Origin of the sequence: Pseudomonas sp. FP597 (assembly GCF_030687435.1) — a bacterium.
Lineage (GTDB): Bacteria > Pseudomonadota > Gammaproteobacteria > Pseudomonadales > Pseudomonadaceae > Aquipseudomonas > Aquipseudomonas lactucae.
Genome location: NZ_CP117432.1, coordinates 3,579,272 through 3,601,359 on the forward strand (window position 1 = coordinate 3,579,272; position 22,088 = coordinate 3,601,359).

Genomic DNA, 22,088 nt, shown 5'->3' on the forward strand with positions numbered 1-22,088 from the left:
AAGTCGATGCGACGCCCACAATTATAAAAAGCCCGGAGTGACAGGACGATGAACAGTTTGCGCAATATGTCGATCAGCCGCCGCCTTTGGCTGATCCTGATAGTCGCCGTGCTCATGCTGATGGCCCTGGGTCTGCTGATGCTCAAGCAGATTCATGACGACCTTTACCAGGCCAAAAGACAACAGACCCAACACGTGGTGCAGACCGCCAGCGGCATCCTGACGTTTTATCACAGCCTCGAAACCACCGGCGTGATGACCCGCGACGCCGCGCAAAAACAAGCCCTGAGCGCGGTGCGCGGGCTGCGGTACGACCATGACGATTATTTCTGGATCAACGACCTCACGCCCGTGATGATCATGCACCCGACCAATCCCAAGCTCGATGGCCAGAACCTTTCGGCGATCCGCGATCCGGACGGGTTTGCGATCTTCAACGAGTTCGCCAGCCTGGCCAAGGCCAAGGGCGCCGGCGTCGTCAACTACCGTTGGCCCAAGCCGGGTGCCGAAGCACCAGTGGCCAAGACCTCGTATATCCAACTGTTTGAACCCTGGGGCTGGATCATCGGCTCTGGCGTGTACGTCGACGATGTACAGGCCGAGTTCAGCGCCCAGGTATGGAAAGCGTCGTTCATCCTGCTGGGCATTGCGCTGGTGATGGGTTTGCTGGTGGCCCTGATTGCCCGCAGCATCGTGCAACCGCTGCAGGCGGCGGTGAATGCCATGGGCAATATCGCCAGCGGCGAAAGCGACCTGACCCGCAGTCTCGACACCCACGGACGCGACGAAGTGACCCAGTTGTCCCAGCACTTCAACAGCTTCACGGCCAAGCTGCGCCAGGTGGTCGGCCAGTTGCAGGCCTGCGCCAACGCCCTGGGCGAGTCCTCCACGGAGCTGGGCAACAACGCCAGCCAGGCCCATGAGCGCAGCCAGCAACAGTCGCAGCAGATGGAGTTGGTGGCCACCGCGATCAACGAAGTCACCTACGGCGTGCAGGACGTGGCCAAGAACGCCGAGCACGCCGCCAGCGAAATGCGCGAAGCCGAAGCACAGGCCCAGCAGGGCCAGGTCAATATCGACGGCAGCCTGCAGCAGATCGACCAGTTGTCCAACACCATCAGCCAGGCCGTGGAAGTGATCCGCACCCTGTCCAGCGAAAGCACGCAGATCGGAGGCGTGCTGGAAGTGATCCGCTCCATCGCCGACCAGACCAACCTGTTGGCGCTCAACGCCGCGATCGAAGCCGCGCGTGCCGGCGAGCAAGGTCGCGGGTTTGCCGTGGTCGCCGACGAAGTGCGGCTGCTGGCCCAGCGCACGCAAAAATCCACCGCCGAAATCCAGCTGATGATCGAGCGCCTGCAGGGCCACTCGGAAGCGGCGGTCAAGGTGATCAGCGACAGCCACAGCGCTTCGCAGCTGACCATCGAACAAGCCGGCCAGGCGGGTGCGAGCCTGACGGCCATCGGCCAGGCCCTGCGCAACCTCAACGGCCTGAACGCGTCGATTGCCAGCGCCACCCTGCAGCAAGCCCATGTGGTGGAAGATATCAATCAGAACGTTACCGAGGCGGCGGGGTTGTCCCACAGCACGGCGATAGCGGCGGAACAGTCGAGCCTGGCCAGTGCGCAGCTGCGCGGCTTGAGTGAACAGCTCGACGGGTTGCTGCGCCAATTCAAGGTCTGATGCGGCTCCACATGTGGGAGGGGCTTGCCCCCGATATAGGTAATCCGTAGCTGCCGAGCCTTGGCGAGGCTCGGCAGCTACGCAAAGCTTCGGGCGCAAGTCGAATCATCGCACTGCCCCTTCCACATTTGCCCTCCAGCGTTTTGAAGATTGCTGACCTCTGGTTACAATCACCGCCCTCTCCCACTCTCCCAAGGATCCACCATGTCCGGGCTTGAACTGTTCGCCGCCGCCCTGGGGGTGATCGCTGTCTGGCTGACGGTCAAGCAAAACCCCTGGTGCTGGCCCATCGGCCTGGTGATGGTGCTGCTGTACACCTGGGTGTTCTACGACGTGAAACTCTATTCCAACGTGCTCCTGCAGGTGGTCTATGCCGCCTTGCAAGTCTACGGCTGGTGGCAGTGGACCCGCGCCGGCGAGGTCAGGCAAGAGCGCCAGGTCACGCGCCTGGGTTGGCCCGCGATCATGGTCAGCCTGGCCGTCGGCGCCGTGGGCAGCTTGTTGCTCGGCGCGGCCATGGCCCACTGGACCGACGCTGCACAACCGTGGCTCGACGCCGCGCTCACCGGTTTCAGCCTGGTGGCGCAAATGTGGATGGCGCAGAAGCGCCTGCAGTGCTGGCCGCTGTGGATTGCGGTGGACGTGATCTTTGTCGGGCTGTTCCTCTATAAGGGCCTCTACCTCATCGCCGCGCTTTATGCACTGTTCACCGTGATCGCCGTGCAAGGCTGGCGCGAATGGCGCGCCGACCCGGCGTTGCGCACATGAAGGTGGTGGTACTGGCGGGCCCCGAATCCAGCGGCAAAAGCTGGCTCGCCGCTGAGTTGCACGCGCACTTCGGTGGCTTGATGGTCGGCGAATACGTGCGTTATTTCATCGACCATCATCAGCGCGACACCTGCCTGGCGGACATTCCTGACATCGCCCTCGGCCAACTGGCCTGGGAAGACGCCGCGCGTGCAACGCAACCCAGGCTGCTGATCCTCGACACCCACCTGCTCACCAACAAACTCTGGAGCCAGACCCTGTTCGGCGACTACCCGGCATGGCTGGACGATGAGCTGCTGGCGCGCCACTACGACCTGCACCTGCTGCTCTCGCCCGAAGACGTCGAATGGACCGCCGACGGTCAACGCTGTCAGCCGGAGCTGGCAGACCGTCGCGCGTTTTTCCAGGGCAGCCTGGACTGGATGCAGCAGCATCACCAGCCGGTGGTGGTGATTCGCGGAGATTGGGCAGCGCGCCGCAGCCAAGCGTTCGCGGCAGTGGAGCAGTTGCTGGTCGCGCCTTCACACGCCTGACAGTCCTGGCCTTAACGTTTTTTACGCGTAGCCAGTTGAATCCAGGTCGGCGCATGATCACTGGCATGCGGTTCGTTACGCACCCAGGCGTCCACACCGGCATCTTTCAAATAAGGCGTGAGTGCCGGGTTGAGCAACAGGTGGTCGATGCGCAGGCCAGAGTTTTTCTGCCAGTGCTGACGAAAATAGTCCCAGAACGTATACACGCGCTCATCCGGATACAGATGCCGCAGCGCATCGGTCCAGCCCTGGGCCAGCAGCCGCTGATAACAGGCGCGGCTCTCGGGTTGCAGCAGGGCATCCTTGAGCCAGGAGCGCGGGTTATAGATGTCCAGGTCAGTAGGCACCACATTGAAATCCCCCGCCAGGAGCACGGGATGCTCACTGGCCTGCAGCGCGCCGGCGTAGTCGATCAACCGCTCGAACCAGGCCAGCTTGTAGTCGAATTTCGGCCCAGGTTGCGGGTTGCCGTTGGGCAAATACAGGCAGCCGACCAACACGCCGTGCACGGCCGCTTCGATATAGCGGCTTTGGTTGTCGCTGTCATCACCGGGCAAACCTCGCCGGCTCTCCAGCGGCTGGGCATCCCGCGCCAGGATCGCCACACCGTTCCACGACGCCTGGCCCAGGCAAATCGCACCGTAACCGGCAGCTTCGAAGTCGGCGTAGGGGAACAGGCTTTGCGGCAGCTTGAGTTCTTGCAGGCACACGATATCGGGCTGCTCACGCGCCAGCCACTGCAGCACGTTGGGCAGTCGGGCACGCAGACCGTTGAGATTGAAGGTGGCGATTTTCAGCGCTTTCATGGGGTGGGATCCTTCCAGGGCTCTTTGGGTAGAGCCTGGAAGGCGCACAGATGTTCCATCCACGCATGCCCTGTGGAATCGCGGCGCTCAGGGCCGGCGCGAGTGTTGGCGCAGCAACAGTCGCCGGACAGCTTGTGCTGAATCCACACAGCCCCGCGCCGCAAATACGATCATATCCATTTGAAATAAAACAAGTTATTCCTCTGGCATGGTGCGTGCAATCACCTTCATATAACCCTGAAGGATGCCCCCATGCCCCACACCCTGCCCCAGGCGCTGTTGCGCCAAGCCCAGACCCGCGGTTCAGCGGTTGCCTTGCGCTACAAGCGTCTGGGCATCTGGCAGGTGCGCACCTGGAGCGAACTGGCTGCCGATGTCGGTGGGCTCGCCGCTGCTCTGCACCAGCGCGGTTTCAGTGGCAGCGATGACCTGCTGATCATCAGCCAGGCGCGCCCCGAAGCCTTGCTGCTGGCATTGGCCGCGCAGTGGCTGGGCGGCAGCGTCACGTTGCTGGACCCGGAGCGCGACAACCGCACGCTGCTGGCCAAATTGCGACCGGCTTTTGTGCTGGCGGAAGATGTGCACGCGGTGCAGCAAATTGGTGAACACGGCGTGCGGGTGTACCTCGACGGACGCGGACTGAATCGCCTGCACACCGCTGGTTTGATCGCCTATGCCGACTTGACCACCAACGCTCCCGTCCCCGCCTGCGCCACGCAAACCAGCGCCCTCGCCTTTGTGTATCACACAGACACCACCGCTCAATTAAGCCATGCCCAATTGCTGGCCGGCGCCCGCACCCTGATCACCCGTGAACACTTGACCTGCGACGAAGAAGCGCTCGCCGCCAGGGTATTCGCCGCCAGCGGCCAGGCGCGCTACCTGCTCGCGCCCTGGCTGCACGCCGGCTTTCGCCTGAATTTCCCGGAAGCCCTGGCCACCCGCGACACCGACCGCCGCGAGCTGGGCCCGACCCTGGTGCTGGGCACCCGCGAATCCTACGGGCGCCTGGAACAGTGGGTGGCTGAACGTCTGCCGCTACCGGGGACGTTCAGCCATCGCCTGTACCGCTGGGCCATGCAGCCCACGTCCTCGCCCGTTCGACGCTGGCTGGGCCACTGGCTGGTGCGTCGTCCGTTGCTCGATGTACTGGGCATGAGCCGCCTGCGCGTGCCGTTGCTGGTGGGGCCGCCACTGAGCGCGCAGAGCGCGGCATTCTTCGGCGCGCTGGGCGTTGATCCCAGACATTGGCACGAGCCTTCGCCGCGCCACGAACCCACCGACCACTTACTGTCCCAGACTGTCTGACGAGCCCTCCATGCGCGCACCCACTGAATCGGTATTACTGCGGCTCGATGACATCTCCCTGTCGTTCAAGGGCATCAAGGCCATCACCTCCATCAGCTTCGACGTCAGGGCCGGCGACATCTGCGGGCTGATCGGCCCCAACGGCGCCGGTAAAAGCTCGCTGCTCAATGTGATCAACGGCGTCTACCACCCCCAGAGCGGCAGCATCCGCTATGCCGGCCAGACCCGTCGACGCATGCGTGCGCACCAGGCCGCCGAGGGCGGTATCGCGCGCACCTTCCAGAACATCGCGCTGTTCAAGGGTATGAGCGTGCTCGACAACGTGCTCACCGGACGCAACCTCAAGCGCCGCAGCACCTGGGTCGAACAGATGCTGCGCCTGGGCCGCGCCCCGCGCGAGGACGACGCCCACCGCCTGCACGCGGAAAAGGTCATCGCCTTTTTGCAGATCCATCCCTGGCGCCACGTACTGGTGGGCACCCTGCCCTACGGCCTGCAAAAGCGGGTCGAACTGGCCCGCGCCCTGGCCTGCGAACCGACCCTGTTGCTGCTGGATGAACCCATGGCCGGCATGAACGCCCAGGAAAAGGCGCAAATGAGCCAATTCATCCGCGATATCAACCGCGAGTTCGGTACCACCGTGGTGTTGATCGAACACGACATCGGCGTGGTGATGGGCTTGTGCGATCACGTGGTGGTGCTCGACTACGGTCGCAAGATCGGCGACGGCACGCCTGAGCAGGTCCGTGCCAACCCGGATGTCATTGCCGCTTACCTGGGTACCTGAACATGGAATTTTTCTTCGAAGTGCTGATCGGCGGCCTGTTGGCGGGCGTGATGTACGCCCTGGTGGCGATTGGTTTTGTGCTGATCTACAAGGCCTCCGGCGTGTTCAATTTTGCCCAGGGCGCCATGGTGCTGTTCGCCGCGCTGACCTTCGTCAGCCTGCTTGAGCGCGGCTTTCCGTTTGCCTGGGCATTCCTGGCCACGCTGGCAAGCCTGGTGGTGCTGGCGCTGCTGATCGAGAAAGTGGTGCTGCGGCCGCTGGTCAATCGCCCGCCGATCATCCTGTTCATGGCCACCCTGGGCCTGTCGTACCTGATCGAAGGGCTGGCGCAGTTTCTGTGGGGCGCCCAGGTGCACGGGTTGGACCTGGGCATCGCCGATGAGCCGCTGGAAATCCGCGGCATGCTGCTCTCGCAATTCGACCTGTTTGCCGCTGGCACCGCCGCCCTGCTGGTGCTGGCCCTGTCCCTGCTGTTCAACAAGACCCGCATCGGCCTGTCGTTGCGCGCGGTGGCCGATGACCCAATGGCGTCGATGGCGGTGGGCATTCGCCTGCCGCGCATCTGGGCACTGGTGTGGGCGGTGGCCGGGTTTGTCGGGCTGGTGGCGGGTTTGCTCTGGGGCGCGCGCCTGGGCGTGCAGTTCTCGCTGTCGCTGGTGGTGCTCAAGGCGTTGCCGGTGCTGATCATCGGCGGATTCTCGTCCATTGGCGGTGCGATTGTCGGCGGTTTGGTCATCGGCGCAGCGGAGAAAATCGCCGAGATCTACCTCGGGCCGATCATCGGCAGCGGTATTGAAAACTGGGTGCCTTACGTCCTGGCCCTGCTGTTTTTGCTGGTACGACCGGCCGGGTTGTTCGGCGAGCGTGCAATCGAACGGGTTTGATGGTTTTTGAGGAACTGCCTGCATGCTGTATCAAGAAGTCGGTCAAATCAGCACCTCCTACGCGGCCGAGCGCCGCACCTTTCGCCTGCGCCAGGACCGTATCGGGCTATGGCTGCTGTTGGGCTTTGCGTTTGTGGCGATGCCCTGGCTGGGCAATGACTATTGGTTCAGCGCGATTCTGGTGCCGCTGCTGGTGCTGTCCCTGGCCGGGCTGGGCCTGAACCTGCTGACCGGCTACGCGGGCCAACTCTCGTTGGGCTCGGCGGCGTTCATGGCGGTGGGTGCGTTCGCCGCCTACAACCTGCAACTGCGCGTGCCGGGGTTGCCCCTGCTGGTGAGCTTTGCCCTGGGCGGCGTGATCGCCGCGCTGGTGGCGGTGTTCTTTGGCTTGCCGAGCCTGCGGATCAAAGGGTTCTATTTGCTGGTGGCAACCCTGGCCGCGCAGTTCGTGGTGGAGTGGGTGCTCACCCGCTTCAGCTGGTTTACCAACGACAACGCCTCGGGGGTGATCACTTCACCGCCGCTGTTGATTGCCGGGCTGGATTTCAGCTCGCCGCGCGGCCGTTATGTGCTGACGCTGGCCGTGGTGGTCGCGCTGTTCTGGCTCGGCAAAAACCTGGTGCGCAGCGAGCTGGGCCGCAACTGGATGGCGGTGCGCGACATGGACACTGCCGCGGCCGTGATCGGCATTCGCCTGCTCAAAGCCAAGCTGCTCGCGTTCGCCATCAGTGGCTTCTACCTGGGCGTCGCCGGTTCGCTGTGGGCCTTCACCTACCTGGGCACCGTGGAGCCCCACGGCTTTGACCTGAGCCGCTCATTCCAAGTGTTGTTCATCATCATTATCGGCGGCCTGGGCAGTGTGCTCGGCAACGTGCTGGGCGCGGCGTTCATCGTGTTGTTCCCAATCCTGCTGGGCAACCTCTTCGCGTTGTTGCCCGCCGGTTTGATGGACGCGGGCCAGCTGGAAAACATCCAGAAGATGCTGTTCGGCGCGCTGATCATCACCTTCCTGATCAAGGAACCGGAAGGGCTGGCCCGCCTGTGGCAGCGCTTTCGTCAACGGGCCAGGGTCTGGCCGCTGCGTTACTGAACTCATACCCCCTATCGCTCCCGAGGAATCGCCTTCATGACACACCGCTTATCGCTGCGCCGCCTGGCATTGGGCCTGGCCGTGATCACCGCCACCCTCGCAGGTACCGCCCAGGCTGCCAACGAACAGTACTTTCCGCTGCAAAGCTACCGGGTCGGGCCCTACGCCGCCGGCGGCACGGGCTTCTTCGGCGGGTTTATCGATTACCTGCAATACGTCAACGCCAAGGGCGGCGTGAATGGGGTCAAGTTGACCTGGAGCGAATGCGAGACCGAGTACGTGGTGGAAAAAGGCGTCGAATGCTACGAACGCCTCAAAGGTGGGCTCAATGGCGCACCGGCGGCGGCCACCAACCCATTGTCGGTGGGCATCGCCTACGCCACGCTGGACCGCTCGACGGCCGACAAACTGCCGCTGATCACCATCAACCACGGCCGTACCGATTCCACCGACGGCAGTGTGTTCCCCTACGTCTTCCCTCTGCAGCTGAACCCGTACTCGGAAGTCTCGGCGATCATCAATTACATCGGCCAGCGCGAAGGCGGTGCCGACAAACTCAAGGGCAAGAAAATCGCCGTGCTCTATCACGGTTCGCCCTACGGCAAGGAAACCAACGGCGTACTGGAAACCCTGGCGAAAAACGCGGGCTTTGAGCTGACGTTGCTCGAAGTGCCGCACCCCGGCAACGAACAACAATCGCAATGGTTGAACATCCGCCGCCTCAAACCGGACTGGGTGATCCTGCGCGGCTGGGGCGTGATGAACCCGGTGGCGCTCAAATCGGCGCAGAAAGTCGGCTACCCCGCCGATCACATCATCGGCAATATCTGGAGCAACTCGGAAGAAGACGTGGTGCCGGCCGGCAACGCGGCGAAGGGTTTTATCTCGATCACCACGCACCCATCGGGCACCGACTTCCCGGTGCTGCAAGGCATCAAGCAAAGCGTGGTGGACGCCGGCAAAGGCAACCTGGCCGATCCGAAGCGCTTCGGTACGGTGTACTACAACCTCGGCGTGGTGAACGGCATTCTCAACGTCGAAGCCGTGCGCCTGGCGCAGGAAAAATACGGTGCCAAGCCCTTGACCGGCGAGCAGGTTCGCTGGGGCTTCGAACACCTCAACCTGGACGACGCACGCCTGCAAGCCCTGGGCGCCAAAGGCCTGGTGCAACCGCTGAAACTCTCCTGCGCCGACCACGAAGGCGGCGGCGCGGTACGCTTCCAGCAGTGGGATGGGCAACGCTGGAACCTGATCAGCGACTGGGTGCAGGCCGACCGCGCCTTGCTGCGGCCGATCATCGAGGCATCGGCGGCGCAGTATGCGAAAGAGAAAGGCATTGCGCCGAGGGATTGCAGCAAAGAGCAATGAGGTTTAAATGCGCTTCAAATGTGGGAGCAAGTCGAACCGTCGCACCGCCCCTCCCACATTTGGGCCGCATTGCCTCAGTTGACTCCGAGCTCCACCACCCCCTCGTTCAACCGCACCGGCCACACCCGCAAGCGCTGGTTCGGCGCCTCCAGGCACTGGCCGTCCTGTAGCCGGTAGTGCTGTTTGTAGATCGGCGCAGCCACTACCAGATCCCCCTTGATACTGCCCACCAGGCCACGTCCGATCACGTTCGCGCCGGATTCCGGGTCGTGGTTGTCGATGGCGTACAGCGTCTGGTCCTGCATATCGGGCAGGTAGAACAGCGCCACCTGCGCGCCGTCGAGCCACACCACCACGCCGGAGTTACTCACCAGGTCGGTCTCGTTGCACACGCTTTTCCAGGTGGCCAGGTGTCGCTGAGTGTTGGGCTGGCTCATCAGGCAATCTCCTCGATGACGGGAATCAGGTTGAGTTCGGCGGCCATGATCGGCCGACGCTGGCCGCGCTCCTGGACAAAGTGGATGTCCGGGTCGGGGCGCTTGTCGTTGACGAAGGTGCGGAAACGCTTGAGTTTTTCCGGGTCCTTGAGGGCGTTGGCCCATTCGCACTCGTAGCGATCCACCACCTGCTGCATCTGCGCTTCCAGCTCGGCACCCAGGCCCAGGCTGTCGTGCAGGATCACGTCCTTGAGGAAATCCAGGCCGCCTTCCAGGCTTTCGCGCCACACCGAGGTGCGTTGCAGCTTGTCGGCGGTGCGGATGTAGAACATCAGAAAGCGGTCGATGTACTGGATCAGCGTGGCGTCGTCGAGGTCAGTGGCAAACAGTTCGGCATGGCGTGGGCGCATGCCGCCGTTGCCGGCGATGTAGAGGTTCCAGCCCTTCTCGGTGGCGATCACGCCGACATCCTTGCTCTGCGCTTCGGCGCACTCACGGGTGCAGCCGGACACCGCGAACTTGAGCTTGTGCGGCGAACGCAGGCCCTTGTAGCGGTCCTCGATCAGCAGCGCCATTTTCACGCTGTCCTGCACGCCGTAGCGACACCAGGTGCTGCCCACGCAAGACTTCACCGTACGCGTGGATTTGCCGTAGGCATGCCCGGTTTCGAAGCCGGCCGCGATCAGCTCGGCCCAGATGTCCGGTAGCTCATGCAGTTGCGCGCCAAACAGGTCGATGCGCTGGCCGCCGGTAATCTTGGTGTAAAGGTCGTATTTCTTCGCCACTTCACCGATCACGATCAGCTTGTCGGCAGTGATCTCGCCGCCCGGAATGCGCGGTACCACCGAGTAGGTGCCGTTCTTTTGCATATTGGCCATGAAGGTGTCGTTGGTGTCCTGCAACGGCACCAACGAGGTGTCCATGATCGGCTGGTTCCAGCACGACGCCAGGATCGAGCCCACCGCCGGTTTGCATACATCACAGCCAATATGGCCACGACCGTGCTTGGCCAACAGTTCCTCGAAGGTGAGGATCCCTTCCACGCGTACCAGGGCGTACAACTCCTGACGGGTATAGGCGAAGTGTTCGCACAGGCTCTTGTCGACGCTGACGCCACGGGCAATCAGCTCATGCTCGAAGACTTGCTTGAGCAAGCCGGCGCAGCCCCCGCAACCGGTGCAGGCCTTGGTCTGCGACTTGAGCAGGCCGAGGTCGCTGCAGCCGGCATCGATGGCCGAGCAGATCGCGCCCTTGTTGACGTTGTGGCACGAGCAGACGGTGGCCGATTCCGGCAACGCGCCAGGGCCCAGCGTCGGCGCGCCGGCGGACGACGGCAGGATCAGGCTGGCCGGTTCGGCCGGCAACGCGATAGCGTTCTGCATATATTGCAGCAAGGTGTCGTAGTAGCTGTTATCGCCGACCAGCACCGCGCCGATCACGTGCTTGCCGCTGGCGTCCACCACCAGCCGGCGGTAACTGGCGCTGGCCTCGTCGATGAACTGATAGCTGCGCGCGCCCGGCGTGTGGGCATGGGCGTCGCCGATGGAGCCTACGTCGACGCCGAGCAGTTTGAGTTTGGTCGACATATCGGCACCGACAAAGGGTTCGGCGGCCTGCCCGCACAACAGCGCGGCGACGCCTCGGGCCATCTGGTAGCCCGGCGCGACCAGGCCGAACAGGCTGCCGTTCCACGAGGCGCACTCGCCAATCGCATAAATATGCGGGTCACAGCTCAAACATTCGTCGTTGATCGCCACGCCGCCGCGCGGGCCGATCTCCAGGCCGGCCTGGCGCGCCAGGGCATCCTGGGCGCGGATACCGGCGGAGAATACGATCAGATCGGTTTCAAGGAATTCGTCATTGGCAAAGTTCATGCGGTAGCGGTACTGCTCGCCCGCGCTGATCGACTGGGTGGCGCGGGACAGGTGCACACCGACGCCCAAACGCTCGATCTGGGCCTTGAGCGCCAAGCCGCCAAAATCATCCAATTGCACCGGCATCAGGCGCGGCGCGAATTCAACCACGTGGGCTTCCAGGCCGAGGCTTTTGAGGGCATTGGCCGCTTCCAGGCCGAGCAGGCCACCGCCGACCACCACGCCACGCCGGGCATTGGCCGCCGCGGCGCGAATGGCATCAAGGTCTTGCAGGGTGCGATACACCAGGCGCGAATCGCCTTCGGCGCCTTCAATCGGCGGCACGAACGGATAAGAGCCGGTCGCCAGTACCAAGGTGTCGTATGCCACGCAGCCTTGGGCGGTGATCACCTCGCGGCGCGCGCGGTCGATTTCCAGTACTGGCACGCCCAAGTGCAAGGTGATGCCCGGCGTCTGGTACAACGACGCCTCGGACAGCGCCAGCGACTCGGCATCGCGGCCGGTGAAGTACTCGGACAAATGCACACGGTCGTAGGCACGCATCGGCTCTTCGCTGAACACATGCAGATGGTAGTGCTCCAGCGCACCGCGTTCGATCAGTTGCTCCACACAGTGGTGGCCGACCATGCCATTGCCGACGACGACCAGGGTTTTCAGCTCTTTCAGATTGGCGTTTTTGGAATTCATATCAGCACCCGACAACACTCATCACGGTTAAAAAAAGCAAAAAAAAACGCCTGAAACCTTTCGGTTCCAGGCGTCTTTGCCTGTTCTTTGGCGGGATCGGTTCGGACGACATCGCCGGATCCATCGCTTTATGCCCATGACCTGTATGGCCTGTCGATCGTCGTTGACCGAGTGGGGTTGAGGGTGAGCTTGCAGGCTCTGTGCCAATTGGCCACGGAGCCGCATGCACGGCCACTAAAGCTGCCTACCCCTGCCAGATCCCCTTTGATTGCGCCTCCCGCTGGTGCACCTCGCCTCATAAAAGTGCGTTTCTGTGGCGAGGGAGCTTGCTCCCGCTGGGCTGCGAAGCGGCCCTTGAAGCGGGCTCCAGCTGCGCTGTCGGACGGGAGCAAGCGCCCTCGCCACGGTGCGTTATCCAATTGAAATGAGAAGCTGGCGCGTGACTTGCTAGGAACACGTCAAGAGCAATCAACGCTGATTGCCCACACACGACAAAGGCGCCGTGCAGCCCCCGTTTCCAACGGAGGGTTGCAGGGCGCTTTTTTGTTGTCGGGCAGAAAAAGTATCGAGGGTGACGGATGGCAAACCAGAACGTACGCAGCGTGTGTCCTTATTGTGGGGTGGGCTGCGGCATCGTCATGCAGGTCGAACACAATAAAGTGGTCAAGGTGATCGGCGACAAGGCCCACCCCACCAACGCCGGTCGCCTGTGCACCAAGGGCACCACTTGCGGGCAGGCCATCGCCGATTCAGGGCGCATGGAAAATGCCTACCTGCGTGAGCAGCGTGACCACGACCCGGTACGCCTGGCCATGGACACGGCCATCAGCGAAACCGCCGGCCGCCTGCGCGGCATCCTCGACACCCATGGTCCCGATGCGCTGGCGTTCTATGTGTCCGGGCAGATGTCGCTGGAGGCGCAATACCTGATCAACAAGTTGGCCAAGGGCTTCGTGCGCACCCGCCATATCGAATCCAACTCGCGCCTGTGCATGGCCAGCGCCGGCAGCGGCTACAAACTGTCGCTGGGCGCCGACGGGCCGCCCGGCTCCTACGATGACTTCGAGCGCGCCGACCTGTTCTTTGTGATCGGCGCGAATATGGCCGACTGTCACCCGATCCTGTTCCTGCGCATGATGGACCGGGTCAAGGCCGGGGCGAAGCTGATCGTGGTCGACCCACGGCGCAGCGCCACCGCCGATAAGGCCGACCTGTATCTGCCGATCAAACCGGGCACCGACCTCGCCTTGCTCAACGGCCTGCTGCACCTGCTGGTGAAAAACGGCCACACCGACCCGGCCTTTATTGCTGCGTTCACCCAGGGCTGGGAGGCCATGCCCGGTTTCCTTGACGACTACCCGCCGCACACCGTCGCCGAAATCACCGGCCTGGCCGAAGCGGATATTCGTCAAGCCGCCGACTGGATCGGCGCGGCCGCCGAGTGGATGAGTTGCTGGACCATGGGGCTGAACCAGAGCACCCACGGCACCTGGAACACCAACGCCCTGTGCAACCTGCACCTGGCCACCGGCGCGATCTGCCGCCCCGGCAGCGGGCCGTTTTCCCTCACCGGCCAACCCAACGCCATGGGCGGCCGCGAGATGGGCTATATGGGGCCTGGCCTGCCGGGGCAACGCTCGATGCTGGTGGAAGCCGATCGCGCCTTTATCGAGGACCTGTGGCAGATCCCCCCTGAGAGCCTGCCGCGCGAGGCCGGCGGCGGAACCGTGGCGATGTTCGAAGAAATGGCTGCCGGGCAGATCAAGGCCTGCTGGATCATCTGCACCAACCCGGTGGCCAGCGTGCCGAACCGGCAGACCGTGATCGACGGCTTGCGCAGCGCCGAACTGGTGATCACTCAGGATGCGTTCCTCGACACCGAGACCAACCGCTACGCCGACATCCTGCTGCCCGGCGCGCTGTGGGCCGAGGCCGAAGGGGTGATGATCAACTCCGAACGCAACCTGACCCTGATGCAAAAAGCCGTCGAGGCGCCGGGCGACACCTTGCCCGACTGGCAGATCATCGCCAGGGTCGCGTGTGCAATGGGCTTTGCCGACGCCTTCACCTACGCCTGCGCCAGCGAGGTGTTTGAAGAGATCAAACGCGCCTGGAACCCCAAGACCGGCTACGACATTCGCGGCGCCAGTTACTCGCGTCTGCGTGAACAACCGCTGCAATGGCCCCTCGCCGCCACCGATGCGCCGGCTCGCAACCCGATCCGCTACGTGCACAACGGCGCGATCACCTTCGCCACCGACAGCGGCAAAGGTCAGTTCTTCGCCCGCCCGCATATGCCGCCGGCGGAAATGCCCGATGACACCTTCCCCTTCGTGCTCAACACCGGCCGCGTGCAGCACCAGTGGCACACCCTGACCAAGACCGGCAAGGTCGCCACCTTGAACAAGCTCAACCCCGGCCCGTTCGTGGAAATTCACCCGGAGGATGCGGCACGCCTGGGCATCAAGGCCAAGGATTCGATAGAGGTGCGCTCCCTGCGTGGCCGCGCGGTGCTGCCCGCGGTGATCACCGACCGCGTACGCCCCGGCAGCTGTTTTGCGCCCTTTCACTGGAACGATGTGTTTGGCGAACACCTGGCGATCAACGCCGTGACCCACGACGCCGTCGACCCGATTTCGCTGCAGCCCGAATTCAAGTGCTGCGCGGTTGCCCTGGCGCGGGTCGAGCTGATCGACCACCAGTTCCTCGACCAACCGGGCACCACCCATCCTGACCTAGCAGGGAACCTCGCCATATCGCGCCTGGACGCCTTCGCCGAACTCGCCGGTATCCGCAATGTACCGGCGCCGCTCCTGAGTGAGAGCGAGCGCACCTACCTCGCCGGGTTCCTCAGCGGCCTGCAATCGAGTGTCGGCCGCCAGGTCGAAGGGGTGCCGGTGATGCCGGCGAGCGCACCGTTGGCCCAGGCGTCGCGCGTGTGGCTGGACGGCTTGCTCGGGGGGCTATTCAGTCGCACGCAAACCACCCCGGCGCCCTCCCCCGATGTCACCTTGTTGTGGGCCTCGCAAACCGGTAACGCCGAAGCGCTGGCCGAACGGTTTGCCAAACGCCTGCGGGAGGCCGGTATCAGCGTGGAGCTGAGCGCGATGGCGGACTTCCCGGCCAGCAAGTTGGCCAGCACGCAGAACCTGGCGCTGATCAGCAGCACCTTCGGCGACGGCGACGCGCCGGACAATGGCGAAGCGTTCTGGCACAGCCTCAGCACCGTCGAGACACGCCTGGAGTCCCTGCGCTTTGCGGTGCTGGCCCTGGGCGATCCTAATTACGACCAGTTCTGCAAACACGGCAAGCGCCTCGACCAGCGGCTGCTGGAACTGGGCGCCACGCGCCTGTTGGAGCGGGTGGACTGCGACACCGAATTCGAAGAGCGCGCCGATGCCTGGCTGATGCGCTTGCAGCAAACCCTGCACCCGACCAAGTCCATCATCCAAGCCACACCTGCCGGCAAAACCAAGCTGCATGGCTCACGGCTGCTGCTCAACCGGCACCTGAACCCCCACAGCCCACATAAGGAAACCCGCCAGTTCGCCCTCGATCTGGCGGACTCCGGGCTGACCTATGAAGCCGGTGATGCTCTGGGTGTGCGGCCGCGCAACTGCCCGGAATTGGTCAGCGAATTGCTTGACCTGACGCGCCTTGACGCCAACACCACGGTGAGCATCGACACCTTCGGCGACGTGCCGCTGCAACAGGCCCTGACCCAGCATTTCGAAATCGCCCGGCCCAGCAGCGAAACCCTCGCCTTTATCGCCGAGCGCAGCGCCAACCCAGGCCTTGAGCAGTTACTGCGGCCCGAGCACAAGAGCGAACTGAACGACTGGCTGTGGGGCCGGCAACTGGTGGATGTGCTGCAGCACTACCCCATCGACTGTTCGGCGGACGAGTTGCTCGGCACCCTCAGGCGCCTGCAACCGCGCTTGTATTCGATCGCCTCCAGTGCCAAGGCGCACCCTCGGGAAGTCCACCTCACCGTGGCGGCGGTGCGTTATGGCAAGCGCAAGGGCGTGTCCTCGACCTTCCTCGCCGACCGTGTCGGTGACGGCGAGGTGCCGGTGTTCGTGCAGCCGTCCAAACACTTCCGTACACCCCGCGACGGCGATGTGCCCATGATCATGATCGGCCCCGGAACCGGTGTGGCGCCGTTCCGCGCGTTTTTGCAGGAGCGCCGCGCCCTGGGGCATCAGGGGCGCAACTGGTTGTTCTTTGGCGAACAGCACGCCGCCAGCGACTTCTACTATCAGGACGAACTGCAAGGCATGCAGCGCGACGGTTTGCTCACCCATTTGAGCCTGGCGTTTTCCCGTGACCAGGCACAAAAAATCTACGTGCAGGACCGCATCCGCGAACAGGGCGCCGAGCTGTGGCGCTGGTTGCAGGACGGCGCCAGGCTTTACATCTGCGGCGATGCCAGCCACATGGCCAAGGATGTCGACCAGGCATTGCGCCAGGTGGCTCAAACCCACGGCGGGCTTGGCGCAGAGAGTGCCATCGAGTACTGGCGCCAGTTGAGCGAGCAGAAACGTTATCTGCGTGATGTGTACTGATTGGATACAGAACAATCGAGTTTTGTATTGTGTACAAAAAACCCTAAAGTTTTATCCAGTCAGGGCCGAGAAATCATTGATAGCAAATCGCCGGTGTTCTTTTTATAGAACGTGACGATTTAACCGCCCTCTACGCCGATGGTCGTCTCGATGAAAATAAAGAATAAGCTGGTGCTGGCTTTTGTCTCCGTTGCGTTTATCCCGGTAAGCCTGGTGGCCGTGATCTCTGTGATGAACACACGGACCCAGGCGGTCGATCAGTTCATCGACGGCAGTACCCGGGAAATCCGCCAGATCGATGGCAACATCCGCCAGTTCTTCGACGGCACGCAGCAAAACGTCGATCAGATGGCCACCGATCCTGTGTACACAACTATCGATACGCTGAAGAACTACCAGCCCGCCGACGCGGCGAGCCAGCCGATGCCCGCGCCGGCGCAAGCCGTGATCGACCGCTTCGCGCGCTTTGGCGCCACCCACCCGGCGGCGGCGATCCTGTCCATCGGCCTGGAAGACGGCACCTACGTCAAATGGCCGGATGACCCGCAACTGGCCAAATACGATCCGCGCGCGCGCCCCTGGTACAAGGCGGCCATGGCCAGCCCCGGCAAAACCGTGCGCACCCCGGCGTATTACTACGACAAAGACGACGTGGCCCTGGTGGGCACCGCGCGGGCGTTGCTGGACAACGCCGGCAAAGCCAAGGGCGTATTCGTGGTCAGCGTGTCGCTGAAAAACCTCACCGAGCTGGTCAAGAGCATCAAGCTTGGCGAAAGCGGCTACGTGATGCTGATCGAAGACGGCGTGGTGCTGGTCGACCCGCGCGACGCGGCCCATAGCTTCAAACCACTCAAGGACCTCGGCGCGGCCTATGCGCACCTGGCGGATACAACGCAGGGCTCTACCGAAGTGGAGATCAATGGCGTGCGCTATATGGCCAACGTGTGGACCTCCCCTGGCCTGGGCTGGCGTTATATCGGCCTGATCGAACACAACGAAGTCATGGCCGAAGCCACGCGCATGACCTACATCACCGCGATCATCGTCGCCGTGCTGGTGCTGGTCTTCGGGTTGCTCGCGGCGGCGTTTTCCAAGGTCATCGTCAAGCCCATCGGCCAGGTCAGCACCGGCTTGCAGTCCATCGCCGAGGGTGAAGGCGACCTGCGCCACTCGCTGCAGGTGCAAGGCAAGGACGAAACCGCAGAACTGGCGGGCTGGTTCAACAAGTTTCTCGCGGCCATTCGCCAACTGATCCAGCACATCGGCGCCGCCTCGACCAACTTGCAGAACGCCTCCAAGGTCAACAGCGAGGTGGCGCATAACATGAACGAGGCCGCCGGACGCCAGCGCGAAGCGGTGGAACTGGTGTCGACCGCGTTCAATGAAATGGTCGCCACGGCCAACGAAGTGGCCCGCTCTTGCAGCAGCGCCGCCGAGTCGGCCGAGAACGGCCACCGCCGTGTGGCCGAGGGCAAGCAGCAGATCGAGGTCACCACCGACAACGTCAACCGCCTGGGCCGGCGCCTGAGCGAATCGTCCCAGGCCATGGTCGAGTTGGAAGCCGGTAGCCGCAGCATCAACCAGATCCTCGGCACCATCCGTGCGATTGCCGAACAGACCAACCTGCTGGCACTCAATGCCGCCATCGAAGCCGCCCGCGCCGGTGACCAGGGCCGTGGCTTTGCCGTGGTGGCCGACGAAGTGCGCGCACTGGCCAAGCGCACCTCGGACTCCACCGGCGAAATCGAACACCTGCTCGGCACCCTCGGCAGCAAGACCGAGGAAGTCACGCAAAAAATGAGCAGTTGCCTGGACCTGTCAAAGGCCAGCGTGTCGTCCATCGAAAGCGCACGGGGCAGCTTTGAGGGGATCGAACTGTCGGTCAACGAAATCCGCGACCAGAACCTGCAGATCTCCGCCGCCGCCGAGGAACAACACAGCGTGGCTGAGGAGATCAACCGGCATATCCAGCAGATCTACGACGAAGCGCGGCTGGTGGAAAGCCTGGCCAACTCGGCCCAGGACGACTCGGGACGGTTGTCGGACCTGTCGGATGAGCTGAATGGGCTGGTGGGGCGGTTCAAGTCGTAGAACGTTGGCAACAACCCAGACCGGCGGTGGCTATTGTTGAAGTGAAACCATCCAGCTCAGAAAAGCTTGAAGCTGGGTAGAAAAGTGACCGGCCTCAGCCTCAGGGTTTCTGGCTTCGAACAAAAAGAACGCTACTTGGGTCACCTTGGCCGGATAACATCGGACGAACATCGCTGCATGCTCTTCAAGTGTTTGAGGCCATGACGATGCATCATCCAGGCACACGGCATGCGTGGCCCTGATCAGTTTTCGCGAGGCTTCACGCTGCAGGCGAAAGCGCACCTGCTCGGTATCGGCGCGTGCGATGCGGGCAAGGTACCCGGCCAGCACCTGTTCAACGTCACCGTTCACCGCCAGGGCGATTTCACGGGACGGCCGAAACCGCTCGAAGTGCTGCGCCAGGTCGTTGCCCCAGATGCAACGGCAATGGTGCTTGAGCCAGTAGCCCCAGCTATGTCTGTTTTCGGCCGCCAGTACCTGCGAGCGGCTGCCGATATCGAAATCGATCTTGGTGACCTGGGGATGTCGCTGCTCCAGTTCGTGGCGGGTCGCCTCCAATTGTTCCAACACCTGCGCAGTTGCCGGTTCGTGCAGCACCAACGTGAGGTCCAGGTCGGAAACACCGGGTACGGCATCCCCTCTCGCGACGCTGCCGTAAAGATAAATTCCGTCCAACCCGATGCCCGCCTGCGGGAGCGAAGCGCAAACATCGGCAAGCATCGGCTGGTATTCACGCTGCACCGGTCGATCCGAGACAGTGAGGATAAAGCCTTGCGCATCCAGGCCCGTAGCCGCAGTTCTCATGCGCGATGTACCTCAATCACCACCCCCTCCTCTTCACTCGGCACACAAAAATGGCGCGTGATCAGATCAAACTCGGCATCCGTCGCGGCGAAATCATGCTCACCGCGCGCATTGCGCGCATGCAGCCGTGCGCGGCACGTGTCGTCGTCGAGTTCGAGGTAGTGCAGGCGGTGCGGCACCTGGGCCGCCTGGGCCAGGCCAAACAGCCATTCGCGCTGGCTCAGGGTATTGGCCGGAAAATCCAGCACCACGTTGTTGCCTGACGCCAGCAGATTGATGACCAGCGGCCCCATGACGCCACGAATGCGCTGGGCGCAGCGCAGGTAATCTGCCAGCGACAGAATTTCACCGGGGTACAACTGCGCAAGCCAATGGTCTTCGCCGAGCAGTATCGCGCCGTGTTCAGCGGTGAGGGTGTTGGCAAGCGTCGACTTGCCCGAGGCGATCTTGCCGCACAGCAGGTGCAGGGTCGGCATGGGGTGCTTTCCTTTGTGTGGCCTTGAAGCATGCCATCTTTGACTCTGTTTCATAACATTTCAGCGTCAATTGCCCTGAACTTTCCTACTGGCGCTGCGTTCACTTCCTATGTGCTGCCCCGACCTGGGGCGTTGATACGTTGGAAAGCAACAAGGAGCCGCCACCACCATGACTACCCTCGCAACTTATCGACCCACGCCAGGCCCGCTGCACGCGACGTTGCTCGCGGGCACCGTGCCGTTGTTCCTTGGCGCCCTGCTCAGTGACATTGCCTACGGTCAGACCTACCAGATTCAATGGGCCAACTTCGCCTCCTGGCTGATCGCCGGCGCGCTGGTGTTTGCCGGGCTCGCGCTGTTGTTTGCGCTGGTCAATCTGGTGCGCGCCGGACACAAGGCCGGGCAACCGCTTGTGTACTTTCTATTGGTATTGGCAACCTGGGTGCTCGGGCTGATCAACGCCTTCCAGCATGCCAAGGACGCCTACGCGATGATGCCCGCGGGCCTGGTGCTGTCGGCAATTGTGAGCGTGCTGACGCTTGCGGCGACCTGGACCGGCCTGCGTTCGGGAGGTGCCCGATGAAAACGTCGCACACGTTGACGCTGTTGACTGCGGCCCTGCTGTTGAGCGCCTGCGGTGGCGAAGGTGACAAGACCCAGGCCCGCGGCCCCGATCCCAAGCTGCCGGAGCAACAGAGCAGCCTGATACCGAGCATGAAAATCGCCGAGCCAACCCCCTGGGGCGAGCAGAAACCCAAGGTACCCGAAGGCTACAGCATCACCGCCATCGCCACCGACCTGGCCATCCCGCGCCAGACCCTGGTACTGCCCAACGGTGACATCCTCATCGCCGAGGGCCGCGGCGGCAGTGCGGCCAAGCTCAAGCCCAAGGATGTGATCGCCAGCGTGATCAAGGCCCAAGGCAACACCCAGGTCAAGGGCGGCAATCGCCTGACCCTGCTGCGCGATGCCGACGGTGACGGCACCTACGAACTGAAAACAGTCTTCGCCGACAACCTCAACGCGCCCTACGGCCTGGCGTATGCCGATGGCAAGCTGTATGTGGCCAACCAGGATGCACTGCTGCGTTTCGATTACACCGATGGCCAGACCAAAGCCGACGGCGTACCGACCAAGGTTACCGACCTGCCGGCGCAGATCAACCATCACTGGACCAAATCCCTGGCCATCAGCGCCGACGGGCGCCAGCTGTATGTGGGCATCGGCTCCAACAGCAACATCACCGAGCGTGGCATGGAAGTGGAGATCGACCGTGCCATGGTCTGGCAGATCGACGCCGCCACCGGCGCGCATAAACCCTACGCCACCGGCCTGCGCAACCCCACGGCCCTGGCCCTTCAACCCGGCACCGGGCAACTGTGGACAGTGGTTAATGAACGTGACGAACTCGGCCCCGACCTGGTGCCCGATTACCTGACGTCGGTGCGTGAAGGCGCCTTCTACGGCTGGCCCTACAGCTACTGGGGCCAGAACGTCGACCCGCGCGCGCAACCGCAGAACCCGGCCAAAGTCGCCGCCGCGATCAAGCCGGATTACAGCCTGGGCTCCCACGTAGCCGCACTGGGCGTGGACTTTTCCATCCCGGCCATGGGCGAGAAGTTTGCCGATGGCGTGTTCGTCGGCGAGCATGGCAGCTGGAACCGCCCGAACCCGGTGGGCTACAAGGTGATCTTCGTGCCGTTCCGTGATGGCAAGCCTTCGGGCGAACCGATTGATTTTGCGACCGGCTTTCGTGGGGATGACGGCAAGACCCGCGGTCGTCCGGTAGGGGTGACGGTGGACCCCAAAGGTGCGCTGATCATCGCCGATGACCTGGCCAACACCGTGTGGCGGGTGACGCGGACTCAGTAGCCACTGATACCTGTCTGCCTGATGGAGATCCAAATGTGGGGGACGCAGTGGGGGG

17 protein-coding genes and 1 pseudogene are annotated in these 22,088 nt (G+C 63.1%); 13 read left to right on the forward strand and 5 right to left on the reverse strand.

The genetic code is table 11. The annotated features are described in order from the left end of the window. The first annotated feature begins 48 nt into the window (after positions 1-48). The 3 genes from PSH66_RS16380 (at position 49) to PSH66_RS16390 (ending at position 2,984) form a co-directional block, all read left to right on the forward strand. The gene (locus tag PSH66_RS16380; RefSeq protein ID WP_003174255.1) at positions 49-1,683 is read left to right on the forward strand and encodes a methyl-accepting chemotaxis protein; all 1,635 of its coding nucleotides are present in this window, start codon (positions 49-51) and stop codon (positions 1,681-1,683) included. 204 nt (positions 1,684-1,887) lie between these two features. Beyond that, positions 1,888-2,451 (forward strand): nicotinamide riboside transporter PnuC, encoded by a 564-nt coding sequence (gene pnuC / locus PSH66_RS16385; RefSeq protein WP_141063950.1) that lies wholly within the window; start codon positions 1,888-1,890, stop codon positions 2,449-2,451. Beyond that, positions 2,448-2,984, forward strand: a complete 537-nt coding sequence (locus tag PSH66_RS16390; protein WP_003174257.1) for an AAA family ATPase — start codon at positions 2,448-2,450, stop codon at positions 2,982-2,984. Before pnuC ends, PSH66_RS16390 begins: the two co-directional genes overlap by 4 nt. Before the next feature lie 11 nt (positions 2,985-2,995). On the opposite strand, the gene xth is transcribed toward PSH66_RS16390, so the two are convergent. After that, the gene (gene xth / locus PSH66_RS16395; protein WP_003174258.1) at positions 2,996-3,790 is read right to left on the reverse strand and encodes an exodeoxyribonuclease III; all 795 of its coding nucleotides are present in this window, start codon (positions 3,788-3,790) and stop codon (positions 2,996-2,998) included. A 252-nt stretch (positions 3,791-4,042) separates the two neighbouring features. On the opposite strand from xth, the gene PSH66_RS16400 reads away from it, so the two are divergent. From PSH66_RS16400 to PSH66_RS16420, 5 genes are read left to right on the forward strand one after another with little or no spacing between them, the layout of a single operon-like run. Next, positions 4,043-5,098, forward strand: coding sequence for an AMP-binding protein (locus tag PSH66_RS16400; RefSeq protein WP_003174260.1), 1,056 nt, complete (start codon positions 4,043-4,045; stop codon positions 5,096-5,098). A 10-nt stretch (positions 5,099-5,108) separates the two neighbouring features. Next, complete coding sequence (locus PSH66_RS16405; protein ID WP_078732978.1) at positions 5,109-5,885, forward strand: ABC transporter ATP-binding protein; 777 nt, start codon at positions 5,109-5,111, stop codon at positions 5,883-5,885. 2 nt (positions 5,886-5,887) lie between these two features. Then, the gene (locus PSH66_RS16410) at positions 5,888-6,769 is read left to right on the forward strand and encodes a branched-chain amino acid ABC transporter permease (RefSeq protein ID WP_003174262.1); all 882 of its coding nucleotides are present in this window, start codon (positions 5,888-5,890) and stop codon (positions 6,767-6,769) included. Positions 6,770-6,791: 22 nt separating this feature from the next. Continuing rightward, the gene (locus PSH66_RS16415) at positions 6,792-7,859 is read left to right on the forward strand and encodes a branched-chain amino acid ABC transporter permease (protein ID WP_305427226.1); all 1,068 of its coding nucleotides are present in this window, start codon (positions 6,792-6,794) and stop codon (positions 7,857-7,859) included. A 36-nt stretch (positions 7,860-7,895) separates the two neighbouring features. Then, positions 7,896-9,227 (forward strand): ABC transporter substrate-binding protein, encoded by a 1,332-nt coding sequence (locus tag PSH66_RS16420; protein ID WP_003174264.1) that lies wholly within the window; start codon positions 7,896-7,898, stop codon positions 9,225-9,227. Between the two features lie 74 nt (positions 9,228-9,301). Here PSH66_RS16420 and nirD read toward each other — a convergent pair whose 3' ends face one another. Together nirD and nirB are read right to left on the reverse strand one after the other, a co-directional pair. After that, positions 9,302-9,664 carry a nitrite reductase small subunit NirD gene (gene nirD / locus PSH66_RS16425; protein ID WP_003174265.1) on the reverse strand — a complete coding sequence of 121 codons (363 nt, stop codon included), beginning with the start codon at positions 9,662-9,664 and terminating at the stop codon, positions 9,302-9,304. After that, positions 9,664-12,225, reverse strand: coding sequence for a nitrite reductase large subunit NirB (gene nirB, locus PSH66_RS16430; protein ID WP_305427227.1), 2,562 nt, complete (start codon positions 12,223-12,225; stop codon positions 9,664-9,666). The genes nirD and nirB overlap by 1 nt, the downstream gene beginning before the upstream one ends. Positions 12,226-12,803: 578 nt before the next feature. Between nirB and PSH66_RS16435 the strand changes: the two genes are divergently transcribed. The 3 genes and pseudogenes from PSH66_RS16435 to PSH66_RS30200 all read left to right on the forward strand — a co-directional run bounded on the left by PSH66_RS16435 (position 12,804) and on the right by PSH66_RS30200 (position 18,881). Then, the gene (locus tag PSH66_RS16435; protein ID WP_305427228.1) at positions 12,804-16,790 is read left to right on the forward strand and encodes a bifunctional nitrate reductase/sulfite reductase flavoprotein subunit alpha; all 3,987 of its coding nucleotides are present in this window, start codon (positions 12,804-12,806) and stop codon (positions 16,788-16,790) included. Positions 16,791-17,138: 348 nt separating this feature from the next. Then, positions 17,139-17,978: pseudogene (locus PSH66_RS30195) on the forward strand (cache domain-containing protein); the annotation flags it as partial. Positions 17,979-18,176: 198 nt separating this feature from the next. Next, positions 18,177-18,881 carry a methyl-accepting chemotaxis protein gene (locus PSH66_RS30200; RefSeq protein ID WP_370694856.1) on the forward strand — a complete coding sequence of 235 codons (705 nt, stop codon included), beginning with the start codon at positions 18,177-18,179 and terminating at the stop codon, positions 18,879-18,881. Between the two features lie 30 nt (positions 18,882-18,911). Here PSH66_RS30200 and PSH66_RS16445 read toward each other — a convergent pair whose 3' ends face one another. Next, positions 18,912-19,685 (reverse strand): nucleotidyltransferase domain-containing protein, encoded by a 774-nt coding sequence (locus tag PSH66_RS16445; RefSeq protein WP_305427230.1) that lies wholly within the window; start codon positions 19,683-19,685, stop codon positions 18,912-18,914. Continuing rightward, positions 19,682-20,161, reverse strand: coding sequence for an ATP-binding protein (locus tag PSH66_RS16450; protein ID WP_003174272.1), 480 nt, complete (start codon positions 20,159-20,161; stop codon positions 19,682-19,684). Before PSH66_RS16450 ends, PSH66_RS16445 begins: the two co-directional genes overlap by 4 nt. Before the next feature lie 169 nt (positions 20,162-20,330). On the opposite strand from PSH66_RS16450, the gene PSH66_RS16455 reads away from it, so the two are divergent. Both PSH66_RS16455 and PSH66_RS16460 read left to right on the forward strand, forming a co-directional pair. Then, the gene (locus tag PSH66_RS16455) at positions 20,331-20,744 is read left to right on the forward strand and encodes a DUF2231 domain-containing protein (protein ID WP_305427231.1); all 414 of its coding nucleotides are present in this window, start codon (positions 20,331-20,333) and stop codon (positions 20,742-20,744) included. Further along, entirely contained in the window at positions 20,741-22,033 is a 1,293-nt protein-coding gene (locus PSH66_RS16460; protein ID WP_305427232.1) for a sorbosone dehydrogenase family protein, read from the forward strand. The genes PSH66_RS16455 and PSH66_RS16460 overlap by 4 nt, the downstream gene beginning before the upstream one ends. Positions 22,034-22,088: the final 55 nt, after the last annotated feature.